The organism is Acetobacter nitrogenifigens DSM 23921 = NBRC 105050, from assembly GCF_000429165.1.
Taxonomy (GTDB): Bacteria; Pseudomonadota; Alphaproteobacteria; order Acetobacterales; family Acetobacteraceae; genus Acetobacter; species Acetobacter nitrogenifigens.
This window is the reverse complement of record NZ_AUBI01000020.1, coordinates 21,642-44,733: the sequence shown is the minus strand read 5'-3', so window position 1 is coordinate 44,733 and position 23,092 is coordinate 21,642. Positions and strand designations below refer to the sequence as shown.

The window sequence follows — 23,092 nt, the reverse complement described above, 5'->3', positions numbered from 1 at the left end:
AGAGACGCGGTGAGCAGAAGTCCGGCTGGAGAAGGATCCTCCGCAAACGCCACGCAGGGCGCTGGCGTAACGGAGGAAGGCTACCACAAGGGGCTTGGCAACCGGCAGGTTCAGATGATCGCCATAGGCGGGGCCATCGGCACGGGGCTGTTCCTTGGTGCGGGCTCGCGGCTGCAGAGCGCAGGTCCGTCGCTTGCGATCGTTTACCTCGTGTGCGGCGCGTTTTCGTTCTTCATTCTCCGTGCGCTGGGCGAACTGGTCATGTACCGCCCGACCAGCGGCAGCTTCGTCTCCTATGCGCAGGAATTTCTCGGCGACAAGGCGTCCTATGTCGCCGGGTGGATGTCGTTCCTGAACTGGGCCATGACCGGCATCGTCGATATCACTGCGGTCGCGCTCTACATGCATTTCTGGCCGGTTTTCGGCGGCGTGCCGCAATGGGTCTTCGCCCTTGGCGCGTTGTGCATCGTGACCGGAATGAATCTGATAGGCGTGAAGTATTTCGGCGAGATGGAATTCTGGTTCTCGCTGATCAAGGTCGTGGCGCTGGTGCTGTTCCTGATCGTCGGAACGGTGGTGCTTGGTTCGCGCATGCCGGTGGACGGGCATATGACGGGGTTGCATCTCATCACCGATAACGGCGGCTTCTTTCCGCATGGCGTGGCGGCGGCGCTGATCCTGACGCAGGGCGTGGTCTTCGCGTATTCGGGTATTGAGCTCATCGGCACGGCGGCGGGCGAGTGTTCGGACGCCCGGACCATTCTGCCGAAGGCCATCAACAGCGTGATCTGGCGTATCGCGCTGTTCTATGTCGGCTCCGTCGTGCTGCTGGTCTGCCTGTTGCCGTGGACGGCGTATCACGCGGGCGTCAGCCCGTTCGTCACGTTCTTCTCGGCGCTGGGCGTTCCGGGCGTTGATACGATCATGAATATCGTCGTCCTGACGGCAGCGCTCTCCAGCCTGAACTCCGGTTTGTATTCCACCAGCCGCGTTCTTCGGGCGCTTGCGGTCGGGGGCTCCGCGCCTCGGTTCCTCGCCCACCTGAATCGCAGTTCCGTCCCGTCGGGAGGCATCTTTCTGACGGTTTCGATCTATCTGATCGGCGTCGGCCTTAACTACATCGTGCCCGCGCAGGTGTTCGAGATCGTCCTGAATTTCTCGGCCCTGGGCATTGTCGCCACCTGGATGTTCATCCTTGGCAGCCAGATTGCCTACCGACGTCTGGTGAAGCGTGGCGAGCGTCCGGCAAGCGCGTTTCCCATGCCCGGTGGTCAGGCGATGTCGTGGCTGACCATCGCCTTTCTCGCGGGTGTCGTGGTTCTCATGGCGTTTGATTATCCGGCAGGCGTCTTCACCATTGCGGCGTCGCCACTGATTGCAGCGATGCTGTTCGTGGGCTGGCTTCTGGTCAGGAACAAGCCGCCGATGATGATGCCGGAAACTGTTCCGTCCATCGAGCTGACGCGCCGCATTCTTGAGCACGAACAGGATTAACGCGTCATTTGCGGCGCATGACGCTGGCGAAGATGCGCGCGTCGTGCAATTCTTGCGGCACTTGCCGGAGGGGCGGAACACAGGTCGCCCGGACCTGCGACACTCCTCCGTGCGCCATCGGCTCGTGGGCGATGAAGGGTGACCCGCCCGGACGTTCAGCGTTCGGCACGCGCCGTCGACGCCGGTATCTGCGGGACGTCATGTCCCGGCACGCATCCTGAGTTCAGCAGAGAGAAACGTAAGATGTCCATTGAACGGATGAAAGAGCAGATGTCCAGCAAGGGTGGTTTCATCGCCGCGCTTGACCAGAGCGGCGGGTCGACCCCGGGGGCGCTGGCGCTCTATGGAATCCCCGAGGGCAGCTATTCCGGCGACGAAGAGATGTTTCGCCTGATGCATGAGATGCGTTGTCGCATCATCACCTCCCCGGCGTTCACGGGCGAGAAGGTGATCGGCGCCATTCTCTTCGAACGCACCATGGACGGGGAAGTCGAGGGCAGGTCTGTCCCGAGCTATCTGTGGAACGATCGCGGCGTTGTTCCTTTCCTGAAGGTCGACAAGGGGCTTGAGGACGAAAAGAACGGCGTTCGTCTGATGAAGCCGATCCCCGGCCTCGATGAGCTCCTCGCCCGCGCCGCGAAGCTTGGCGTTTACGGCACCAAGGAGCGTTCTGTCGTCAATCTGCCGGATCGCGAAGGCATCGCCGCCATCGCAGCACAGCAGCTCAAGCTTGGAGAGCAGATCGCAGCCCATGGGCTTGTGCCGATCCTTGAGCCCGAAGTGCTGATCAAGAGCCCGGACAAGAAGGGCGCGGAAGCGATCCTGCGCGAAGAGCTGCTCAAGGGGCTCGACGCGTTGCCGGGTGATTACAAGGTCATGCTGAAGCTGACGATCCCCGATGTGCCGGACCTGTATCTGGACCTCGTCAAGCATCCGCGCGTCGAGCGGGTCGTGACGCTGTCTGGCGGTTACCCGCTGGATGAAGCGTGCGAGCGTCTGGCCGCGAATCACGGTCTGATCGCCAGTTTCTCCCGTGCGCTGGTCGGCGACCTGAAGGTCTCGATGAGCGATGCGGAGTTCGACGCGGCCCTGAAGACCGCGATCGACAAGATCTACACGGCGTCCGTCGAAAAGGTCTGAACCGCTCGTTCGGTTCTTCCGCTCCCGCCAACCGGCGTTCCGGTTTGGCGGGAGTGCTTCTTCCTGTCGCCGATGCGCGGTTTTTTCCCCCGCAGCCTATTGCGCTCCGAAGAGCAGGGCGCAGGAGGGGCGTCCGTCGTCGGGTCGAATTTCCTTCCTTATTCTCCTGTGAACGTCTGTTCTCCGGGCCGTTGTGTGAAGCCTGAAAATCCAGCGTATCTACTGCGGACTAAAACCGCACGTGGTTAATGTAATTTGATCGCAAGATTCGGAGCGTAGAAACACCTGCGAGCCGTCAGAACCATAGCGCCAGAAAAGGAGGCGCATATGTTCTGCATTCAAGGGCTCGACGCGAGCGAGTTCACGTGGCTTTCCAGACTTTCGGATGAGGAACTGTCAGTGATCGGCGCAAGGCGGTGCGTGGTTGACGCCCAGCCGGGATTTCCCGATCGCATCGAAATTCGTGATCTTGAAATCGGGGAAAGCGCCATTCTGCTCAATTACGAGCATCAGCCCGCCGTGACGCCGTACCGGTCGCGGCACGCCATTTTCATTAAGGAAGGCGCAGCGCGCGCGGCCAACATAATCGACACGATCCCCGAAGCCGTAAAAATACGTATGATTTCGCTGCGGGCGTTCAATGTGGCAGGCGAGATTATCGACGCCGATCCCGCCGAAGGGGCTAATCTGCCGCCGCTAATTGAGCATTTCTTTGCCAATCCCGACGTGTCTTATCTTCACGTACATTATGCGAAACGAGGATGTTACGCAGCCCGTATTGTTCGGGCCTGAGAGCGGGAGGCGCGTCTGATTGAGGGCGTCGAAACAGGCGGAACTTTCCGCGCCGCTTCGGCGTCATCAATCTGAGCCTGTGGTTACGTCGTACTCCGTTCACGGTCGCGCGACGGCGGTGGGTCGCCGGATTTTGCGCGTCAGGCCAGCCGGAGGTGGACAACGATCCATATGCAGTGGATATGGATCGTGCGATTTCCATATAGTAGTAAGATGAGACCGACGACGCCACACTCCACGCAGATGTCGATCCCGCCGGGGATCAACGCAAGGACAGGGAGCGTCTTTCATGACAACAGAGAAATTCACCGTCGGGCATTACCTGTCCGCGCGTCTCGGGCAGATCGGCCTTAAGGATCATCTCGCCGTCGCAGGCGATTTCAACCTCGTCCTTCTGGATCAGCTTCTGGAAGAGGGTTCGACCCGTCAGATCTACAGCTGCAATGAGCTGAACTGCGGCTACACGGCTGAAGGTTATGCGCGCGCCAACGGCGCCGCAGCGATGATCGTTACGTTCAACGTCGGCGCCCTGTCCGCCGTGAACGCCATCGGCAGCGCTTACGCCGAGAGCCTTCCGGTTATCTTCATCTCGGGCGGCCCGAACACCAACGATCAGGGCAGCGGCCATATCCTGCATCACACGATCGGCACGACCAATTACGGCTATCAGATGGAGATGGTCAGCCACGTCACCTGCGCGGCGGAAGTGATCCATTCGGCCGAGAATGCGCCGGCCCAGATCGACCACGCAATTCGCACGGCGCTGCGTCTGCGCAAGCCTGCCTATATCGAAATTCCCTGCAATCTCGCCGCCGCTCCCTGCGTGCGTCCGGGACCGGTTTCCAGCCTTCTGGCCGAAGCGACGCCGGACCGCGTGAGCCTTGACGCCGCCGTGAAAGCCGCAGGCGAGTTCCTTTCTGCTCGCGAAAAGGTCGTCATCCTTGTCGGCAGCCGCGTTCGCACGCTGGGCTCGCTTGAACCGATCGTGGCGTTGGCCGAGCGCGTTGGCTGCGCAGTCACTGTCATGGGCGCCGCGAAGAGCTTCTTCCCTGAGGATCATCCGCTGTTCCGGGGCGTTTACTGGGGCGAGATCAGCACGATGGGCGCGCAGGAACTGGTGGAGAGCGCGGACGGCGTGATCTGCCTCGCGCCGATCTTCAACGATTATGCGACAGTGGGATGGCAGTCCCGTCCGAAGCCGGAAGACACGCTGCTCGCCGACCTGAACGAAGTTACCGTCGATGGCCGCAGCTACGCCGGTTTCCATCTGGGCGCCTTCGTGTCTGCGCTGGCCGAGAGCGCGCCGCGTCGTCCGGCGACCGGACAGACTGCGAAGCCCGCGCCGGATGTCATTCCTGCGTCGAAGCCTGATGCGGCGCTGACGAATGACGAGATGGCGCGCCAGATCAACGCTCTGGTCGACGGCAACACCACCCTGACGGCCGAGACCGGCGACAGCTGGTTCAACGCGGTCCGCATGAATCTGCCGGGCGGCGCCAAGGTCGAGAGCGAAATGCAGTGGGGCAGCATCGGCTGGTCCGTCCCGGCTGCGCTTGGCGGCGCATACGCAGCGCCGGATCGTCGTCATGTGCTGATGGTCGGAGACGGCTCGTTCCAGCTGACGGCGCAGGAAGTGGCGCAGATGGTTCGCTACGAAGTTCCGGTCATCATCTTTCTGGTGAACAACCGTGGCTATGTCATCGAAATCAAGATTCATGACGGTCCGTACAACTACATCAAGAACTGGGACTACGCAGGCCTGATCGACGCGTTCAACGCGGGCGAGGGGCATGGTCTGGGCCTGCATGCGCATAACGGCGCGGAGCTGGCCGAGGCGATCGAGAAGGCCAAGGCCAACACGCGTGGCCCGACCCTGATCGAGTGCCATATCGGTCAGACAGATTGCACCGACATGCTGGTTCGCTGGGGCAAGAAGGTCGCCGCCGCGAACAGCCGTCCGCCCGCCAAGGCGTAAGTCGGGTCTGGCTCCGGGGCGGCTCGCGGCCCCGGAGCACGTTACGGTGATCGCGAGGCTCGCCAATTCTGAGCCAGATTTTCGACCGCGTTTATCCAGTCCTCTCGCGAGTTTTATCACCTCCCCTATATTTGCCTCGTCTGCATGATCACTGCGCATGGATAGTCGGCCTTCCGAGACGGCCATATTGCGCTAGTGTCATGCAGTGTGGCCAGAAGTGGTCAAAGAGGTGCGTATCTTCAAAGACGCGCTGATGTTATGGTCGCAAAGAGGGTGGGTTGATGCGAGTTGGGCTGTTCGTGCCGTGTTACGTCGACGCGTTTCATCCAGAGGTCGGTCAGGCGACGCTGGAATTGCTTGAGCGATTCGGTCTCGACGTCGATTACCCGTTTGATCAGACATGTTGTGGTCAGCCGATGACCAATACCGGTTGCCACGAGGAATCGCGGGCCACCGAAGAACTCTTCGTCAAAAATTTCTCCGAATACGATTATATCGTGGCGCCTTCCGGCAGCTGCGTGAATCAGGTGCGGCGTAATTTCACGGCCCTCGAACAGACTGAGGAAGTGACGGCAGTCCGCGCCAAGACTTTCGAACTGGTCGAATTTCTGCACGACATTCTGAAAGTCGATGCTTTTCCCTGGGCTGAGTTTCCACATAAGGTAGCGCTGCATAATAATTGCAACGCCCTGCGCGGTCTGAGCATCGCCAGCATGTCGGAGCTTCGGAACGAGCGTTTCTCCAAGCCAAAAGATCTGCTTGGAAAGGTGCGGGGGCTTGAGTTCGTAGATATCGCTCGCCCTGATGAATGCTGTGGCTTCGGCGGCACCTTTTCGGTGTTCGAGGAGGGGATTTCTTCTCGCATGGGGCAGGACAAGGCCCGTGATCAGGCCCGATCGGGCGCTGATTACGTCACGTCGTCTGACAGTTCCTGCCTGATGCATCAGGAGGGATGTGCGCGGCGATTGCAGTTGGGCCAGAAATACATTCATATTTCCCAGATTCTGAACGGATCGCGGGCATGAGCGCCGCTACGCCGCAGACTCCGGCCGGTAAATCGCCAGAGGGCGCGCCGGAACATTTGACGCATGCGGCTGGAGCCAGCGTGACGATGCCGCCACGCGGACCTGAGGAGCAGCCTCGTGGTCCGGTGATCCGTCCTGGCCGACCGGTTGATCAGTCGGAGGCGGCGAAGCGGTTCATGGCGGCGCCGCAGCATCTGGCCATGCACGATCAGCGTCTTTGGGATTTGCGTCAGAAGCGCGACCGGCAGATGCACGGGATCGAGGAATGGGAGGAGCTTCGGCAACTCGCCTCCGACATCAAGATGCATACGTTGACGCATCTCGATCAGTACCTTGAGAAGTTCGAGCGCAACGCACTCGCCAATGGCGTGAAGGTGCACTGGGCGAAGGACGCGGGCGAGCACAACGCCATCGTTGTCGATATCATGCGCGCGCGGGGCGCAAAGCGTCTTATCAAGAGCAAGTCGATGCTCACCGAAGAGTGCGGCTTTCGCGAGTACGCGGCGGAGCACGGCGTTGAGGTCATCGAGACCGATCTGGGCGAACGTATCCAGCAGCTTGACGACGAAGCGCCGAGCCATGTCGTGGTGCCGTCCGTGCACAAGTTGCGAACGGACGTCGCCGCCGTTTTCGCGCGCACGCTTGGCACCGATCCCGACAACGCCGACGCCGGGTACCTTGCCGAGCAGCAGCGCGAGACGACACGCCCGCTTATTCTAAGTGCCGACGCCGGCATGACCGGCTGCAATTTCGCGGTGGCGGAAACCGGATCGGTTGTGGTCTGCACCAACGAAGGCAATGCGGATCTGTCGGCCAACACGACGGGCCTGCATATCGTCTCCATGGGCATCGAAAAGCTTATACCCAAGCTGGAGAATCTCGCTGTATTCGTGCGTCTTCTGTCGCGCAGCGCCCTTGGTTCGCCGATCACGCAATACACGTCGCATTTCCGTGGTCCGCGAATGGGCGGGGAGATGCATATCGTGCTGGTCGACAATGGCCGCACCGATCGCCTCGGTATGGAGCAGTTCTGGACGTCCCTGAAATGCATTCGTTGCGGCGCGTGCATGAATACGTGTCCGGTGTTCCGCAGGTCTGGCGGGCTGAGCTACGGCGCTACTTATGCGGGTCCGATTGGGTTGATCATCGACCCGACTTTCAATCGACATAAATATTCGACGCTGCCTTTCGCCTCCACAATGAATGGAAGCTGCACGAACGTCTGTCCGGTAAAAATCAACATTCACGAGCAGATCGCAGGTTGGCGCAAGGTGCTCTCGGAAAATCATGAGATTCCAGCGTTCAAGAAAAACATGATGAAGGCGGCAGGCGCGATCCTGTCATCGCCGCGCCTGTATCGTGCGAGCCTGCCGCTGGCCGACAGCGCGCTGCGGCATTTGCCCCGGTTCATCATCTATAACCGGATGAACACATGGACACGCGGTCGCGAGATGCCGCACACGCCGCGAGAAACCTTTCACCAGTGGTACAAGCGCGAGCGCGGCAAGGACGGAAAAAAAGGCAAGGGGAGCAACCCCTCGGCCAAGACGGGGGGAGATGCGTCGTGAGCGCCAGCAGCCGCGAGGCGATTTTCGCCGCCATCCGGGCCAATCGTCCGAAAGTCGAAGCCCCGCTTCCCGTTGTGCCGCTCTTCGATGCGAACGCTCCGGCCGATCTGGTTGCGGCGTTCAAGAAGATGGCCGAGACGATGGGCGGCAAAATTCTGGAGCATGGCGAGGACAGCCCGATCGCTGCGTTAAGGACTGCGGTCGCCGGTCGTGGCGTCATCGCCAGCGCGGTCAAGGAGTTGCCTGGCGACGACGCGCAGGGCGTTCGCGCCATTACGCCGGACATGCTGCCGACGTCTCTGGCGGATGTGGAGGTCAGCGTGGTCCGAGCGGCGTTCGGCGTCGCGGAGACCGGTTCGGTGTGCCTGCCGGACAGCAGGCTGATCGTGAACACCGCAGGTTTTTTGGCGCAGCATCTGATCGTGTTGCTCGACCCGACTCAAATTGTCGCTAATCTCCATCACGCCTATCGGCGTCCCGAGTGGCGACAGCACGCATACGCTGTTTTTCAGACCGGACCATCCGCAACTGCGGACATCGAAGGCGTTCTGATCCACGGCGCGCAGGGCGTACGTTCCTTGCGTGTGCTCTTCTGCCCCGAAACGTAAGACCTGAAATACAAGGTCGGATTCTGAGCAGAGGCCCGGATCGTCCGCGCTGCGTGACGAAAGCTGTCCCGCGTTCTTGTCGGGTGGACGGGCGCTGGTGCGAGGTCTAGAGGATATCGAACGCACAAAGGCGTGATATCTGACGGAGGTCTTCCGGCGGCTCGCGATGACGTATCGGAGTTTCTCTTTCGACCGAGGCTGGCGTCTGGCGCTTCTGGCGCTGACGTTGCTGGGGTTTCTGGGGCAGGTTGCGCTGCAGGCGTTCGCTGGGCCCATGGAGACTCCGCGCGCGGCGATCACCCGATTACTCGGCGTCGACATCGCGGCGGCGGGCTCTGCCTCGGCCATGGCGGGCATGAGCGGCATGGACGTTGCCGGATGCGCTCACGCCATGGCGCAGGACGATTGCGTCGGCGGCAGCGGACACTCGCAAGATGGTCATGCGGGCGGACAGCATGACGAGTCCTGCCCTCTCTGCCCGTTGCTGCATATCGGCAGTTTCCTTCTGGAATCTTCACCTTTCGCACCTGGCATATCGTCGGCATGGCTCGCCGTGCGCCTTCTTTGCGCCGCGCCGCGTGCGCCGCCCACGATTGTCCGGTCTTTGCCGCCATCACGAGGACCGCCGTTTTTCGCCTCGCTTCGTCTCTCAGTCTTTGAGAGTGCGGGCGAGCGCTTGTTTCCGGTTAGTCCGTTTCTGCGATAACAGCTTGCGATAGGCTGGTTTTCTGAAATCGAAACGCCGGATATACGTGCGTTTGCTATAGAGGCATATGCAGAGCGGTCTCGCCGTGAGCGTTCACTGATTCAGTGACCTCGGCGGGGCGGCGGCATGCGTTCCTGTCTCGCATTCTCCTGACTGATCCGCAAATTCAGATCAGGAGCAACGAAATGTTCTCACAGTATTGGAAGCGGTCTGCGCTGTCCGTCATGTTGGCTGCCGGGTGCGCTCTGGCCCGCTCGGCCATGGCCGCGCCTCCCATCGGGCCGTCCGCTGAAACGTCGAGCGATCCTGCGTTGCAAGCGAAAGCCGCGGTGGCGGACAAAAATCCGAAGAAACTCTCGGGGCAGACGCGTCCGATCAGCAAAGTGGGTTCGGATGCAAGCGAGTATTTGACGGTCACCGGAATAAGACGCGCGGCGACGCATAGTCCGGACGCGACGTCGTTATTTCGGAACGCGCTGGGCTTCAGTTCTTACGGGGCTGGTGGAGTTTCGGCGTTACCGGTGCTGAACGGCATGGCGGATGATCGCGTCGCGACGTTCGTGGACGGGATGCGGATCGCCGCCGCCTGTCCCAATCACATGAATCCCGCCCTGTCCTATGTCGATCCGGACAGCGTGGAGAAGGCGGTGGCGATCGCGGGCGTCACGCCGGTCAGCGTCGGCGGCGACAGCACAGGGGGTACGATCGAGGTCGAGCGGCGAGATCCGCAGTTTGCGGCGGATGGCGGACTCCTGGTGACTGGGCATGTGCGTGGAGATTATCGTAGCAACGGCGGAGGCTCGGGCGGGTCCGGGTCGCTCACGGTGGCGAACGATACGGTGAGTCTGCGCTACTCGGGCTCCTATTCACATGCGAGCAATTATCATACGGGCGGAGCAGGGGCGCAGGTGCGTTCCACAAGCTACCTAAGTTTCAATCACGCAGTCACGCTTGGCATGCGTCACGAGAATCACGCGCTGACGCTGACGGCGGGACAGCAGGACATCCCGTATGAGGGGTTTCCGAATCAATACATGGATATGACCAACAACCGATCGACCTTCGTCAACGGCAAATATGTCGGGTCGTTCGACTGGGGAACGCTGGAGGCGAGAGGCTTTTGGCAACGCGTGACGCACGCGATGGATATGCTGTCCGACAAGGGCGGGCATACGTCGAGCACAGGCATGCCGATGAACACGGACGAGCGTACGGCGGGTGATTCCCTGAAGGCGACGATACCGCTGGGGCTGCGGCATACCTTACGACTGGGCAGTTCGTTCGATCACAACGGATTGAATGACTGGTGGCCGCCGTTGCAGGGAAGCATGATGATGGGGCCGAACACATTTCATAATGTAAATGACGGCCATCGAGATCGACTTGGCCATTATATCGAGTGGGACGCGCAATGGTCCCCGCGTTTCTCGACCGAACTCGGCTTTCGCAACGATCTGGTGATGATGAATACCGGGCAGGTGTCGCCGTATTCATGGGGCAGCATGATGTCGTCGGCGGACGCTTCAGCCGCGCGGCGCTTCAATGCGGCGTCGCGCGGGCGTACGGACGTCAATTTCGATGTGACGGCTTTGACGCGCTGGCGGCCAGTTGACTCGTTGTTGATCGAGGCGGGCTATGCCCGCAAGACGCGTTCGCCCAATCTTTACGAACGGTACGCGTGGGGGGCGGGGGCGATGTCCAGCCAGATGATCGGCTGGTTTGGCGATGGTAACGGCTATGTCGGTAATCTGAATCTGAAGCCGGAGGTGGCCAATACGGCGAGCATGACGATCACGTGGAGCGACGTTCGGGATCATGCCTGGGAAGTAAAAATTCAGCCGTATTTCACCTACACCCATAATTACATCAATGTTGTACGTATCGAGAATTTTTCGAGCGGCCTGTCCCAACTTCGTTTCGTCAACCACAACGCGCAGAGTTATGGCGTCAACGCCTCTGCTTCACGTCGTTTGTGGAACGGTTCGGCCTGGGGAACTGGCGAAATCCGGGCGAACGTCAACTGGGTGCGCGGGCAGGATCTGGTGACGCATTCCGGTCTGTATCATCAGGCTCCGGCGAACGGTCTTGTCGGATTCTACGAAAAATATGAGAATTGGACGGGAAGGGTTGAAGTCACCCTGATGAAGAAAAAAAGTACGGTCGACTGGCTGCGTAACGAGCCTAGGACGCCTGGCTACGCTCTTCTGGGGGTAGGGGGATCGTATCGGTGGAGAAATTTTCTTCTCGACGCCAGTATCGATAATCTTCTTAACCAGAGCTATTATCTGCCGCTCGGCGGGTTATCGCTCGGGGACTATGACGCGACCGGCGTTCTTGGTCCATTGCAGGGCATGGGACGCTCGTTCAATCTGAGTCTCACCGCCAGCTTTTGAAACTCGAATTCTCTATGGACGCCCTTCTGACACCCACCATTCCGGCAGAAGGGCGTACGGTCACAGGTTCGCGTGGTACGGTCGAGGGCTATTGACTTTGAGGGGGCCGTTTTTAAAGTGAGAAACGGACAATACCACATAAAAAATAACGCGGTCCCTTAATGAAAATATTCGATGTTTTGCTCTTGGCACCATTCGTGGGGCTGCTGTGGCTGCCTTTCTATAACCTGCAAACGCCGGTTCTGTTCGGCTTCCCGTTTTTCTACTGGTATCAATTCGCCTGGGTCCCCGTGACGTCGGTCCTCATCTGGCTCGCATGGAAGAAAGGGAGCCGAACATGAGCGGCGGCGCGTCCACCGACATGGTGGCTCTTATCGTTTTCATTCTCTTTTTCGGTGTAACGATTGTCGCTGGTAGCACCGTGTCCAGATGGCGCGGACGTCTGTCGTCGAACAAGGCTCCTGAGAAGGCGGTTCAGGCCGACGGCCACGGCGCCGAGGATTGGGGACTGGGCGGCCGCCAGTTCGGCGCATGGATCACATGGTTTCTCGTCGGTGGAGATTTTTACACCGCATACACGGTGATCGCCGTTCCGGCGCTGGTTTACGCCGTAGGCGCTTACGGCTTCTTCGCCTTGCCGTACACGATTATCGTCTACCCCTTCATCTTTGTCGTCATGCCGCGTCTGTGGGACATCGCGCACAAGGCAGGGCTTGGAACTGCCGCCGATATCGTCCGGGCTCGCTTCGGCAGCCGGACGCTGGAACTGGCAATCGCGACCTCGGGCCTTGTCGCCGTGATGCCGTATATCGCGTTGCAGTTGATCGGTATCCGCACGGTCATCGAGGCGCTCGGTCTTCCGGGCGACGTGCCCCTGGTCGTCGCGTTCGTTTCGCTTGCCGCGTATACGTGGTTCGGCGGGCTGCATGCCCCGGCGCTGACCGCGTTCATCAAGGACATCATGATCTACATCGCCGTAATCGCCGCAGTAACGGTGATTCCGCTGCATCTCGGCGGATACGGCCATATGTTCGAGGCGATGAACACAACCCTGCCGCCGCCTGACGGCGAGCATGTGCTGAAACCGGCCCAGATGGCGCCATACGCCACGCTCGCATTGTCCTCCGCCCTAGCCGCGTTTTTGTACCCGCACACGCTGACGGGCATTCTGGCGGCGAAATCGGCGGATACGATTCGCCAGAACGCCGTGTATCTGCCGATCTACACCATCGTGCTCGGGCTGATCGCGATGCTGGGCTTCATGGCGCATGTCGCTGGCGTCGATACGCATTCGTCTTCGCTCGTCGTGCCGCTGCTGTTCCAGAAAATCTTCCCGAGTTGGTTCGTGGGCTTCGCTTTCGCAGCAATTGCGGTCGGTGCGCTCGTTCCGGCTGCGGTCATGGCGATCGGAGCGGCGAATCTTTTGACCCACAACATCCTGCCCTCGCGCTACGACACGGTGAATGGTGCGCGGATCGCCGGTCTGGTTGTGAAGCTGGGCGCCCTGTTTTGCGTGTTGTTCCTGAACGCACAGTTCGCCATTGACCTTCAGCTTTTGGGCGGCGTGATCATCCTGCAGACGTTCCCGGCTCTTATCATGGGTCTGTTCAAGATCCGGTATTCGTCAGTCGGCATGTTGGCTGGCTGGGTGATCGGCACGCTCGTCGGTCTGGGTCTGTGTTGGATGGACGGGCTGAAGCCGGTTCACGCGGTGCCGCTGGGCGGCGATGCGCCGACATTGATTTCGACTGGTCTGATCGCGTTGATCGTCAATCTGCTGGTGGTCGGCGTCGTCACTCTGGCGGGTCAGTTGGCCGCAGGCCGGAGCGGGAGCGCCGCTGTTACGAAGTAAGAACGGCTCTGCTTTCCAATGAAGAAAGCCCTCCGTCCTTAAACAGGGCGGAGGGCTTCTTCGTTTTGAGCCGCCGTTTCCTTGTTGCAGGGTCGCGGAACGTTGCGGTCTGCAATCCGGCAGGTATGGGTTTTACGCCCCGGACTGTTGAGACACGATCAGGTCCAGAATTCGCATCGTGTTGCCTCCGACAACGCCATCCGCCGGTATCCTGGCGCGTGATTGCGCCATGCGAACGGCAGCAGCCGTGCCTGCGCCGAAAACGCCGTCCGTTTCGATCTGGTTGACGCCCGCAAGGACGCGGTTGAGCGCGCGTTGCACGGCGCGCACGTCCTGTCCCCGGCTTCCGATTTGCAGCAGACGCGTGGAGATGGAGCGGTGATGAAGCGGCGCCCTGTGCTGATACGGAGCCCTGTCTCGCCCAGGAACGGCCGACGCCATCGCGGCGGGAGATTGGGGTTGTTGATCAGCCTTCTTCGGGGCGGCCGACTGTAGCGCCGTGCGGTCTTCCGCAGCGCAGGCAAGGAAAAGAGCCTTCGTGTCGTTATTGCGCTGGTCCGATGGACCGTGCCGTCGGCACGCGCCTGCGGCCTTGACCCAGTCATGGTTCTGGCAGGCGGCGATCAGGGTGTGGAACTGTCTGAGGCCGGTGGCCTTGCGGTGACGGGCGGGGTCGGCGTTCCGCCCTTCGCCGAGATTGTAGATCATGTCGAACAGGGCGATCTTCGCTTTCTCGGGGTAAGAATCGAAGCCCGAAAAAACATCGACCAGGCCGGCGTAGAATTCTTGCAACTTCACGTCGAACAGCCGCGTGATCTCCGCATCCGGCCTAACGAGTGTCGTGCTGGATTCATAGAACTTGGCGTTATGAGAGTTCGGTGTGTGCGCAGGCGACAGCGCCTGTATGGTTTCCCACTCCTTCTTCTTTTCTGCGGCCGTGGCCGGCGCTCATGTGGTCTTGTTAAGGAAGCGCAGCGTCGTCGCATCCTCCGCGGTCGGGCAATAATATCCGACTGCAGCCGTAACGAGACTGCGGCTGTCCAGGTGGAAATGGGCCACCCGTCCCTCACCGTTACCGATAAGGCCGCGAATTTTTGTCAGGGTCGCATCGGAGATCGACCCGCCGCGCCATGCAAGCGTCATTGCGCGACCGCCTGCGGGCTGGCGAACGTGACCTGTTCGCAACTCTGAAGCGGCGCCGCCTTGCCGGAATCCTGACGTTTCGGGACGAAGGCGGGTTCCAGAGCTGTGTAGATCAGGACGGGACGGTCAAGCACGTCCTTATCCGGCAGGAACGTGACGTATCCCTGTGCGGGCTTGTCTTTCGAAGCGCAGAACGGATCCTGTTTGTGCGCGGCGCCGCTTACGGGGCGGATGACGTAGACGTCGGGGGAAATCTGGTTCTCCTGCCCCGGAAAGGAGCCGTAATATTCTAGTTTGAATGAACCGAGATTGGGAAAGGTCACTTCATCGCCACGGATGGAAATACGGTCGTCGAATTGTACTGTCGAAAGACTTTTCCTGTTCTCGACCTGCGGCGGCTGGTGCGGGGATTGGGCGAATGCGTGTCCGGACGTCACAGCGCAGCATATAACGGCGGCCAATCCCAGATTTTTATTAGGAATTTTTGATCTGGGGCGTATGAAAAAGGGAATCACCTTAATTCTCGACTTAAGATTGCAAGGATACGACTTGTCTTTGGCAATTATATATTACTGAAATTGAAATCGGGAATTCTTGTGGGCGACCTGAGAAAGGCGGGGATTTTTTCGCGCGGAGGTTAGGCAGCATCCGAACGGGGGCGGTCCTCTGGCCTTTGCCGTCGTCCTCGGGGCGAAGGTCTGTCCGCGGGTAAGTGTGGCGTGTTGACGCTGGCGGAGGTTCGGCCTGACAGGGCCAGGGCGTCGATGCGTCTGGCGGCTTCGGCGCTTACGCCGGTAATGGCGGCGGCATTGGAAGCCATCCGCTCAGTTGACTCTCCTGCGCCGGTATCCGCTGAACGCTCATGTAAGTGTCAAAAAAATACCGCCCGGTCATGTAACCGACGATAGCGGCGGGAGGAATCCGGCCCTCTTTTAGCCATTCCCGCTGAGTCGAAAACGGACGCTCTATCCCGGCGCGATCGAATTCGTCGTTCACGTCGCGGAACGGGCCAGTCGCGCCCGCTACTCCGGTCCTGATCTTGTAAAGCGTCTTGGCGAGCATGCCCTGCGCCAGCAAAGGGTCGGGATTCTTGATCATGCCGTAAGCTCCGGTGGAGACGAACTGACTGTCATATTTGGTCGCCCGTCCACGCGAAGGGCCTGAGGAGTAGCTACCGTTCACATGGTCGATAAGGGTGACGTCACCGCCCTCGTTCCAAGGCCCAAAGCCGTCTCGCGCGATCTCCTGAGGAGAGCGCGCATCCCAGCGGTAGGTGTATTCAGGCAGTTTCTTCTGGTTCAGGACGCGCCCGGCGATGCGTCGTTTCCGTCCAAGCCACGAGGTCAGATCAGGCAAGATAAATCTCCGTGCCAAAGGGAAGCATGCAAGGGCGGTTTACGAAAACCGGAGTACAGAACTGCAACGCATATTTTATGTCGCTCATTCCGTTTTGCGTCGCCCGCGACCCGCATAGTTGCGGGCTGTGACGCCCGGCTAAATGCGCCCTCCGCACGTCTTGCAGGGGAGAACGAAGGGTTTCGTTCGGCGGCGAACCTTTTCGAACGGTTTTCATGCAGCCGCGACAATACACCGTCGATCAGGCGTTACAATCGGTAACCGTCGTCATGCGCCGAAGGCGCGCTCCGCGCCGGGTCTGCCCCGCTGTCATGCCCCGTGGCTCCGCTGACGATGTCATGGTAAGGACGCCACTCATGACCATCCGCACACGCTTCGCCCCATCGCCGACCGGCCTGCTGCATATCGGCAACGCCCGCGCCGCCCTGTTCAACTTCCTCTACGCCCGCCACCACGGCGGTCAGTTCCTCCTCCGCATCGAGGACACGGACAAGGAACGTTCGACGCAACAGGCCGTCGACGTCATCTTCGCCGGCCTGAACTGGATGGGGATCACCGCCGATGAGGAGCCGGTGTTTCAGTCCACCCGACAGGCGCGCCATACCGAAGTCGCGCTGCAACTGCTTGAGGCGGGCCGCGCCTACAAGTGCTTCTGCACTCCGGAAGAGCTGAAGGAGATGCGCGAGCGGGCGATGGCGGAGGGCAAGCCCCCCCGTTACAACGGCATGTGGCGCGACCGCGATCCGTCCGAAGCCCCTCCCGGCGCTCCTTACGCCGTGCGTATCAAGGCCGAGCGCGAAGGCGAGACGGTCATTCAGGATCTGGTGCAGGGCGAAGTGCGCGTCGCCAACGCCGAACTGGACGACATGATCATCCTCCGCTCGGACGGCACGCCGACCTATCAGCACGCGGTGGTCGTGGACGATCACGACATGGAGATCACCCACGTCATTCGCGGCGACGATCACCTGACCAACACCTTCCGGCAGTTGATGATCTACCGCGCCATGGGCTGGACGCCGCCGAACTTCGCGCATCTGCCGCTGATCCACGGTCCCGACGGCGCCAAGCTGTCGAAGCGCCACGGCGCGCAGTCGGTCGTCGAATTCCGCGACGAAGGCATCCTGCCGGAAGCGCTCTGCAACTATCTCCTGCGCCTCGGCTGGGGCCACGGCGACGCCGAGATCCTGTCGCGTGAAGAGCAGATCCGCCTGTTCGACCTCGACGGCGTCGGCCGCTCGGCCTCGCGCATGGACTACACCAAGCTGTCGCACATCAATGGCGTGTGGATGCGCGAAGCCGACGACGCGCGGCTGACCGATGAAGTGATGCAGCGCCTCGCCGGGCGCGAAGGTGTGGACACAGGAGAGGATACGCGGGCGCGCGTGCTCACCCTGATGCCCGGCCTCAAGGAACGGGCGCGCACGCTGGTCGACCTGACCGACAGCGCCGCCTTCCTGGGGCGCAGCCTGCCGCTGAGCTATGACGCCAAGGCCGAAAAACTGCTGACGCCGGAGGCGCGGACCATGCTCGGCGCGCTGGCGCGAGACCTCGCCGTGGTCGATCCGTTCACGGCGCCGGAAATCGATGCGGCATTGCGGCGTTTCGCGGAAAATAGCGGCCATAAGCTGGGGCAGGTCGCACAGCCGCTGCGCGCGGCCCTGACCGGAACCACCACCTCGCCCGGCATCGATGCGACGGTGGCGGCCTTGGGCAAGGACGAGGTTCTGGCCCGTATCGGAGCCGTCCTGCATGGCTGAGGGACGGTCCGACGGCGCGCGTTTCTTCTCGCCGGCGGGGCGTCACCTGCTGGGATTGCAGGGGATGCATCCTACCCAGATCGAGCCGATCCTCGATCTGGCCGAAACCTATGCGCTGATGAACCGGTCCCGAAAGACGCCGCGCGACCTGCTGCGCGGCCGCACGGTCATCAACCTGTTCTTCGAGGACAGCACGCGCACCCGCACGTCGTTCGAACTGGCCGGAAAGCGGCTGGGCGCCGACGTCATCAACATGTCGGTCGCGCAGTCCTCCGTGAACAAGGGCGAGACGCTGCTCGACACGGCCGCGACGCTGAACGCCATGCGGACCGATATCCTCGTCGTGCGCCACGCCCAGTCCGGCGCGCCCGCGCTGCTGGCGAAAAAGGTCGAGGCCGCCGTGGTGAACGCGGGCGACGGCACGCATGAGCACCCGACGCAGGCCCTGCTGGACGCGGTCACGATCCGCCGCCATCTCGGCCGCATCTCCGGCCTGACCGTCGCGATCTGCGGCGACGTCGCGCATTCGCGCGTCGCGCGCTCCAACATCCATCTGCTGACCGCCATGGCCAACAAGGTCCGCGTCGTCGGGCCGCCGACACTGGTGCCGGGCGCGTTCTCGGCATTGGGCGTCGAGGTCCACTACACGATGGAGGAAGGGCTGCGCGACGCCGACGTGGTGATGATGCTGCGTCTCCAGCGTGAGCGCATGTCCGGCGGGCAGGTGCCCAGCGCACGCGAATATTTCCGCTTCTACGGCCTCGACCGCCGCCGCCTCGATCTCGCGAAGCCCGGCGCGCTGGTGATGCATCCGGGGCCGATGAATCGCGGCGTCGAGATCGACAGCCAGATCGCCGATTCCGACCAGAGCGTCATTCAGGAACAGGTCGAAATGGGGGTCGCCGTACGCATGGCCGTGCTCGACCGTCTGGTGCGCGGAGGCGTGTCATGAGCGCGAAGAGCACAGACATCCTGTTCGAGAACGTGCGTCTGCTGGACCCGGCAAGCGGGCTGGACCGTCCCGGTCGCCTGCTGGTTCGCGGCGGCAGGATCGCAGATCACGACCTGCCCGGCGCCGAAGGCGCGCCGGAGGGCGCTGAAATCGTGCAGGGCGGGGGCGCGGTCCTGTGCCCCGGCCTCGTGGATATCCGCGTCGAAATCGGCGAGCCCGGCCACGAGTATCGGGAGACCGTGAAATCCGCCACGCGCGCGGCCTTCGCAGGCGGCGTCACCACCGTCGCGGTGCTGCCAACGGGAACGCCGCCCATCGACGACCCGGCCATGGTGCGGCTGCTCCGTTCGCGCGGAGACGATCCCGGATCGCTGACCCTGCTGCCGTATGGCGCGGTCACGAAGGGCTGCAAGGGCGGCGAACTGGCCGAAATCGGGCTGCTGCGCGAAGCAGGCGCCGTGGCGTTCACCGACGGCGCACAGGCCATCGCCTCCGCCCGGCTGATGAAACTCGCCCTGACCTACGCACGCGGTTTCGGCGGCATGGTCGTGCAGCACCCGGAGGAGCCGTCTCTGGCGGGCTCCGGCTGCGCCACGGACGGGGAACTTGCGATACGCCTCGGCCTGCCGGGCATCCCGACCGCCGCAGAGGCGATCATGATCGCGCGCGACATCCGCCTTGCGGAGCTGACCGGCGGGCGGCTGCATTTCGGCCACGTCTCCACCGGAGAAGGCGTCGAACTGATCCGCCGCGCGAAGCAGCGGGGTCTTGCCGTCACATGCGACACGGCGCCGCAGTATTTTGATCTTAACGAGAACGCTATTGGCGATTTCCGAACCTACGCCAAGTTCTCCCCGCCGCTGCGCGCGGAGGCCGACCGGCTTGCGATCTGCGCGGCCCTTGCGGACGGCACCATCGACGCCGTGGCCTCCGACCACACCCCGCGCGACGCCGACGACAAGCGCCTGCCGTTCGCGCAGGCGGCGGCGGGCGGCACGGGGCTTGCGACGCTGCTGGGCGTCACGCTCACCCGGTATCACGATGGCACGCTGTCGCTGCTCGACGCGGTGGCGCTGCTGACCAGCCGTCCGGCCGCGCTGCTGGGGCTCGACAGGGAAACGACGGCCGTCACACCGTCCCGCGCGCGGGGCGGATGGCGTCCGGCCGGGGCGCTGACCGCCGGACATTCTGCCGATCTCTGCCTGTTCGACCCGGATCGCGCCTGGCGCGTCGTGGCGGGATCGCTGCCCGGTCACGCGCAGAACACGCCGTTCGACGGGCGCGCGCTGGAAGGCCGCGTGCTCGGCACATGGAAAGACGGATTGCGGGTGCTCGGGGGGGAGGCGCAATGATCGAGAACTCTCCCGCGCTGCTGATGGGCGCGATCGCGTTTCTGTCCTACCTGCTCGGCAGCGTGCCGTTCGGGCTGGTGCTGACCGCGCTGTCCGGCGAAGGCGATATCCGCAAGGTGGGCTCCGGCAATATCGGCGCCACCAACGTGCTGCGCACCGGGCGCAAGGATCTTGCGGCGGCGACGCTGGCTCTGGACGCCGTCAAGGGCGCCGTCGCGGTCGCCATCGCATGGGTCATGACGCCGCCGGACATGGGCGCGCAGGCGATGTGCGTGGCGGCGGTGTTTGCCGTGCTGGGCCACTGCTTCCCGCTCTGGCTGGGCTTCAAGGGCGGGAAAGGCGTCGCAACGGGGCTGGGCGCGGTGATGGCGCTGTCATGGCCCGCAGGGCTTGCGGGCTGCGCCGTCTGGCTGCTGGGCGCGAAGCTGACGCGCATTTCCTCGGCGGGCGCGCTGCTGGCCTTCGCCGTGATGCCGCTGGTCCTGATGGCGCTGGCGGGGTTTTCGTTTTCAGCGTCGCCAAAGCCGCTGGCGGGGGTGTTGATCGCGGTGCTGATCTTTGTGCGGCATCACGCGAATATTGTGCGGTTGTTGAATGGGACGGAGCCGAGGATCGGGAAGTAGGGGGTGTATGTTTCCGGCCCTCTTGTCGAACATCCGGTTGAAAATAGTGATTTCTCCATGGCGGTCATGGTCTGATAGGAGAAGTGATTGTTTTTGCAATGCATTCATGAAACTGGGTTTGTCGAAGCTCTAATAGCTTCGTTTGTGACAAGCAGGGTTTCGGAAAATCTTTGTGGCTCGATCAATCATCGAGGCTTGGTAGTGCAACTGCAGAGAGGTATAATGCCACTTCAAATCGGCCGTATTCGTTCAAATTATTTTACTTAATTTAGTAATATGTAAAGATTTCGAATTAGAGTTATGAAAGGTAAAAAGTTGATGTTTTGACAAATCTGGGTGTATAATTACTGTAATAATTTAATTGGGAAATTGTAATGAAATCCAAATTGCAACGTGTTCGTGACCCAGTTCACAATTTAATCGAATTTGACCGTAGTCAATTTGAGCAAGCGCTTTGGAGTGTTATTCAATCTCCCCCCTTTCAAAGGTTGCGTCGAGTTCGACAACTGGGGTTTTCTGAGTTTGTATTTCCAGGAGCGACCCACACTCGCTTTGCACACAGCTTGGGGGTTTTTCACACTGCAAGAGCTCTGATGCGGGTTGTCAGGCAGCACATCAGTGAAAATTCTGGCAATCAACAATTCAAGGAACATCAAGCGCAAGTCGCGCTAGCGGCTGCATTGGTACACGATGTTGGCCACGGGATGTTTAGTCACGCCTTTGAAACCGTTGGAAAGTCATTGGGTTTACGGATGGCGCAGCATGAGACCGTCAGTGAAGAAATTATTCGGAATACCGAAATAGCATCCGTTTTAACCAAAGAATTGGGGAGCGGTTTCGCAAATGATGTTGCTGATTTAATAGGTCGAAAAGAACCTGGAAATCTATATGATTCAGTTGTTTCTAGCCAATTCGATGCTGATAGATTGGATTACATGCAGAGAGATCGCATGATGACTGGAGTTCAGAGTAGTGGGATAGATCTTACGTGGCTGCTTGCCAATCTCCAGGTTGCATCAGTTTCTACAGGAGCGGACGAAGATACTACCGGTTCTGTAGAAACACTGGTCCTGGGACCTAAAGCTATTCAAACTGCTGAAAGTTATGTGCTATCTCTATTCCACCTGTACCCAAATGTATATCTGCATAAGACAACTCGAGGGGCTGAAAAGGTGTTCGGTGCCCTCATGCAGCGTTTGTTAAGTTTGGGAGCAAGTCAGGAGGATCGGACTGGGTTGCCTCTTACTCATCCGATTATTAAATTTGCAAAAAATGCTAATGAATTAACAAGAGCTTTAGAATTGGATGATGCAGTCTTCTGGGGTGCGTTGCCGATGCTTGTTGAAGCTAGAGATAAAGAAATTCAGAATTTGGCCTTGTGTCTCAAGGATAGGTTGTTGCCTGAGTGCATTGATATTCGCCGTCATGTCGAGAGAGAACTGCTCGCAAACGCCAACGATAATAGGGTGCAGCACCATGCACGCGCTACTCTTGTATGTACAAGAATCGAAACTGCTTTGAAACGGCTTCCTGAATCTGGGGAGGGCTCGTCGACACCCATTTTTCTCGATCGGTATGACAGAGCACCCTATAAAAGGTACCAAGATTCTGATACGCCTTTAAATCGGATTTTACTTCGATCCAGCGAAGCACAACTGACAGATATGGCCGATTTATCTCCGGTAATCGCCGCGGCAGAAACTTTTTCAATCTCTCGTGCTTACGTGTTTCGGGGTGACACTCATGCGAGAGAATTGGTAGAGAACACGATGAGAACAGAGATTGCGAAGGGGGTTCAAAGCAATGCATGATCCGAACGTGGCCGCAGCACAAATCATAGGCGATGCGGGAGGAGAGCTAGTAGGTCGTACTCGCTTGCAGAAAATAGCCTACCTGTCGCAACTGGCTGGTTTTGGTGAAGAGTTTGAGTTTGAATACCGTCACTATGGTCCGTTTAGTGAGGGGCTGGCTCAGGGCATGGATATTGCGGTGGCTCTTGGTTATGTTGTCGAGGAGGAGAGGCAAGCCAGTTGGGGCGGGAAATACTCGATCTTCAAAATTTGCGGGCAAGATTCTCCGGCGACTACAGAGAGAAGTTTGTTTGTCAAGACGGCAAAAAGCATTAACGCTATCGAACTAGAGCTTGCTGCCACGGCTGCTTTTCTTTTCGTTGCTGAGCACAGGAGTGATCCTTGGGCTGAAACCCGACGCCGTAAGCCAGAAAAGGCTGCTAATGGAAGGATTGAGCAAGCGATGGAGGGGTATAAGAAATTAAGAGCCCTAAAAACCGTACGCCCCTTACCGCTTCTACCGGATGCATGACTGCCAAAGTATCCTAATTATGTGAATGGCC

Annotated in this window: 22 protein-coding genes; 17 read left to right on the top strand and 5 right to left on the bottom strand. The window is 60.3% G+C overall.

Annotated features, from left to right (window positions below):
• Positions 1–9: 9 nt before the first annotated feature.
• A complete protein-coding gene (locus G442_RS22890; protein WP_051292450.1) occupies positions 10–1,494 on the top strand; it encodes an amino acid permease in 1,485 nt (494 codons plus the stop codon).
• A gap of 4 nt (positions 1,495–1,498) precedes the next feature.
• Here the strand turns inward: G442_RS22890 and G442_RS25305 are convergent, their stop codons facing one another.
• Positions 1,499–1,696: a hypothetical protein gene (locus G442_RS25305; RefSeq protein WP_146882603.1), complete on the bottom strand. Its 198-nt coding sequence runs from the start codon at positions 1,694–1,696 to the stop codon at positions 1,499–1,501.
• 41 nt (positions 1,697–1,737) lie between these two features.
• Here G442_RS25305 and G442_RS0116455 point away from each other — a divergent pair, with 41 nt between their 5' ends.
• From G442_RS0116455 to G442_RS0116410, 10 genes are all read left to right on the top strand, one after another.
• Entirely contained in the window at positions 1,738–2,634 is an 897-nt protein-coding gene (locus G442_RS0116455) for a fructose bisphosphate aldolase (protein WP_026398872.1), read from the top strand.
• Positions 2,635–2,961: 327 nt separating this feature from the next.
• The gene (locus G442_RS0116450; RefSeq protein ID WP_035376801.1) at positions 2,962–3,426 is read left to right on the top strand and encodes a DUF1203 domain-containing protein; all 465 of its coding nucleotides are present in this window, start codon (positions 2,962–2,964) and stop codon (positions 3,424–3,426) included.
• 289 nt (positions 3,427–3,715) lie between these two features.
• Positions 3,716–5,401: an alpha-keto acid decarboxylase family protein gene (locus G442_RS0116445; protein WP_026398870.1), complete on the top strand. Its 1,686-nt coding sequence runs from the start codon at positions 3,716–3,718 to the stop codon at positions 5,399–5,401.
• A gap of 281 nt (positions 5,402–5,682) precedes the next feature.
• On the top strand, positions 5,683–6,426 hold the full coding sequence (locus tag G442_RS0116440) for a (Fe-S)-binding protein (RefSeq protein WP_026398869.1): 744 nt from the start codon (positions 5,683–5,685) through the stop codon (positions 6,424–6,426).
• The gene (locus tag G442_RS22885; protein ID WP_051292444.1) at positions 6,423–7,994 is read left to right on the top strand and encodes a lactate utilization protein B; all 1,572 of its coding nucleotides are present in this window, start codon (positions 6,423–6,425) and stop codon (positions 7,992–7,994) included. The genes G442_RS0116440 and G442_RS22885 overlap by 4 nt, the downstream gene beginning before the upstream one ends.
• Positions 7,991–8,602 (top strand): LutC/YkgG family protein, encoded by a 612-nt coding sequence (locus tag G442_RS0116430; RefSeq protein ID WP_026398868.1) that lies wholly within the window; start codon positions 7,991–7,993, stop codon positions 8,600–8,602. The genes G442_RS22885 and G442_RS0116430 overlap by 4 nt, the downstream gene beginning before the upstream one ends.
• A 166-nt stretch (positions 8,603–8,768) precedes the next feature.
• On the top strand, positions 8,769–9,308 hold the full coding sequence (locus tag G442_RS22880; protein WP_051292443.1) for a DUF2946 family protein: 540 nt from the start codon (positions 8,769–8,771) through the stop codon (positions 9,306–9,308).
• Between the two features lie 185 nt (positions 9,309–9,493).
• Positions 9,494–11,701, top strand: coding sequence for a TonB-dependent receptor (locus G442_RS0116420; protein WP_026398867.1), 2,208 nt, complete (start codon positions 9,494–9,496; stop codon positions 11,699–11,701).
• Between the two features lie 161 nt (positions 11,702–11,862).
• Positions 11,863–12,042, top strand: coding sequence for a DUF3311 domain-containing protein (locus G442_RS0116415; protein WP_026398866.1), 180 nt, complete (start codon positions 11,863–11,865; stop codon positions 12,040–12,042).
• Entirely contained in the window at positions 12,039–13,553 is a 1,515-nt protein-coding gene (locus tag G442_RS0116410; RefSeq protein ID WP_026398865.1) for a sodium:solute symporter family protein, read from the top strand. The genes G442_RS0116415 and G442_RS0116410 overlap by 4 nt, the downstream gene beginning before the upstream one ends.
• 132 nt (positions 13,554–13,685) lie before the next feature.
• Here the strand turns inward: G442_RS0116410 and G442_RS24085 are convergent, their stop codons facing one another.
• From G442_RS24085 to G442_RS0116390, 4 genes are all read right to left on the bottom strand, one after another.
• Entirely contained in the window at positions 13,686–14,351 is a 666-nt protein-coding gene (locus G442_RS24085; protein WP_051292442.1) for a peptidoglycan-binding domain-containing protein, read from the bottom strand.
• A 150-nt stretch (positions 14,352–14,501) separates the two neighbouring features.
• Complete coding sequence (locus G442_RS0116400; RefSeq protein ID WP_026398864.1) at positions 14,502–14,696, bottom strand: hypothetical protein; 195 nt, start codon at positions 14,694–14,696, stop codon at positions 14,502–14,504.
• Positions 14,693–15,133: a hypothetical protein gene (locus tag G442_RS0116395; RefSeq protein ID WP_146882601.1), complete on the bottom strand. Its 441-nt coding sequence runs from the start codon at positions 15,131–15,133 to the stop codon at positions 14,693–14,695. The genes G442_RS0116400 and G442_RS0116395 overlap by 4 nt, the downstream gene beginning before the upstream one ends.
• A gap of 349 nt (positions 15,134–15,482) precedes the next feature.
• Positions 15,483–16,052, bottom strand: a complete 570-nt coding sequence (locus tag G442_RS0116390; protein WP_026398862.1) for a hypothetical protein — start codon at positions 16,050–16,052, stop codon at positions 15,483–15,485.
• 356 nt (positions 16,053–16,408) lie between these two features.
• Here G442_RS0116390 and gltX point away from each other — a divergent pair, with 356 nt between their 5' ends.
• The 6 genes from gltX (at position 16,409) to G442_RS0116360 (ending at position 23,061) form a co-directional block, all read left to right on the top strand.
• Positions 16,409–17,812, top strand: coding sequence for a glutamate--tRNA ligase (gltX, locus tag G442_RS0116385; protein WP_026398861.1), 1,404 nt, complete (start codon positions 16,409–16,411; stop codon positions 17,810–17,812).
• Positions 17,805–18,764: an aspartate carbamoyltransferase catalytic subunit gene (locus tag G442_RS0116380; protein ID WP_026398860.1), complete on the top strand. Its 960-nt coding sequence runs from the start codon at positions 17,805–17,807 to the stop codon at positions 18,762–18,764. Before gltX ends, G442_RS0116380 begins: the two co-directional genes overlap by 8 nt.
• Complete coding sequence (locus tag G442_RS0116375; RefSeq protein WP_026398859.1) at positions 18,761–20,116, top strand: dihydroorotase; 1,356 nt, start codon at positions 18,761–18,763, stop codon at positions 20,114–20,116. The genes G442_RS0116380 and G442_RS0116375 overlap by 4 nt, the downstream gene beginning before the upstream one ends.
• Positions 20,113–20,739: a glycerol-3-phosphate 1-O-acyltransferase PlsY gene (gene plsY, locus G442_RS0116370; RefSeq protein WP_035376800.1), complete on the top strand. Its 627-nt coding sequence runs from the start codon at positions 20,113–20,115 to the stop codon at positions 20,737–20,739. The genes G442_RS0116375 and plsY overlap by 4 nt, the downstream gene beginning before the upstream one ends.
• 374 nt (positions 20,740–21,113) lie before the next feature.
• Complete coding sequence (locus tag G442_RS24555; protein WP_084440663.1) at positions 21,114–22,550, top strand: HD domain-containing protein; 1,437 nt, start codon at positions 21,114–21,116, stop codon at positions 22,548–22,550.
• On the top strand, positions 22,543–23,061 hold the full coding sequence (locus G442_RS0116360; protein WP_026398856.1) for a hypothetical protein: 519 nt from the start codon (positions 22,543–22,545) through the stop codon (positions 23,059–23,061). The genes G442_RS24555 and G442_RS0116360 overlap by 8 nt, the downstream gene beginning before the upstream one ends.
• The last annotated feature ends 31 nt before the right edge of the window (positions 23,062–23,092 follow it).

Excerpts from the sequence above, each read along its gene's own strand:
- G442_RS25305 (WP_146882603.1), bottom strand. The coding sequence starts at position 1,696 with ATGACGTCCCGCAGATACCGGCGTCGACGGCGCGTGCCGAACGCTGAA.
- G442_RS0116455 (WP_026398872.1), top strand. The coding sequence starts at position 1,738 with ATGTCCATTGAACGGATGAAAGAGCAGATGTCCAGCAAGGGTGGTTTC.
- G442_RS0116450 (WP_035376801.1), top strand. The coding sequence starts at position 2,962 with ATGTTCTGCATTCAAGGGCTCGACGCGAGCGAGTTCACGTGGCTTTCC.
- G442_RS0116445 (WP_026398870.1), top strand. The coding sequence starts at position 3,716 with ATGACAACAGAGAAATTCACCGTCGGGCATTACCTGTCCGCGCGTCTC.
- G442_RS0116440 (WP_026398869.1), top strand. The coding sequence starts at position 5,683 with ATGCGAGTTGGGCTGTTCGTGCCGTGTTACGTCGACGCGTTTCATCCA.
- G442_RS22885 (WP_051292444.1), top strand. The coding sequence starts at position 6,423 with ATGAGCGCCGCTACGCCGCAGACTCCGGCCGGTAAATCGCCAGAGGGC.
- G442_RS22880 (WP_051292443.1), top strand. The coding sequence starts at position 8,769 with ATGACGTATCGGAGTTTCTCTTTCGACCGAGGCTGGCGTCTGGCGCTT.
- G442_RS0116420 (WP_026398867.1), top strand. The coding sequence starts at position 9,494 with ATGTTCTCACAGTATTGGAAGCGGTCTGCGCTGTCCGTCATGTTGGCT.
- G442_RS0116415 (WP_026398866.1), top strand. The coding sequence starts at position 11,863 with ATGAAAATATTCGATGTTTTGCTCTTGGCACCATTCGTGGGGCTGCTG.
- G442_RS0116410 (WP_026398865.1), top strand. The coding sequence starts at position 12,039 with ATGAGCGGCGGCGCGTCCACCGACATGGTGGCTCTTATCGTTTTCATT.
- G442_RS0116400 (WP_026398864.1), bottom strand. The coding sequence starts at position 14,696 with ATGACGCTTGCATGGCGCGGCGGGTCGATCTCCGATGCGACCCTGACA.
- gltX (WP_026398861.1), top strand. The coding sequence starts at position 16,409 with ATGACCATCCGCACACGCTTCGCCCCATCGCCGACCGGCCTGCTGCAT.
- G442_RS0116380 (WP_026398860.1), top strand. The coding sequence starts at position 17,805 with ATGGCTGAGGGACGGTCCGACGGCGCGCGTTTCTTCTCGCCGGCGGGG.
- G442_RS0116375 (WP_026398859.1), top strand. The coding sequence starts at position 18,761 with ATGAGCGCGAAGAGCACAGACATCCTGTTCGAGAACGTGCGTCTGCTG.
- plsY (WP_035376800.1), top strand. The coding sequence starts at position 20,113 with ATGATCGAGAACTCTCCCGCGCTGCTGATGGGCGCGATCGCGTTTCTG.
- G442_RS24555 (WP_084440663.1), top strand. The coding sequence starts at position 21,114 with ATGAAATCCAAATTGCAACGTGTTCGTGACCCAGTTCACAATTTAATC.
- G442_RS0116360 (WP_026398856.1), top strand. The coding sequence starts at position 22,543 with ATGCATGATCCGAACGTGGCCGCAGCACAAATCATAGGCGATGCGGGA.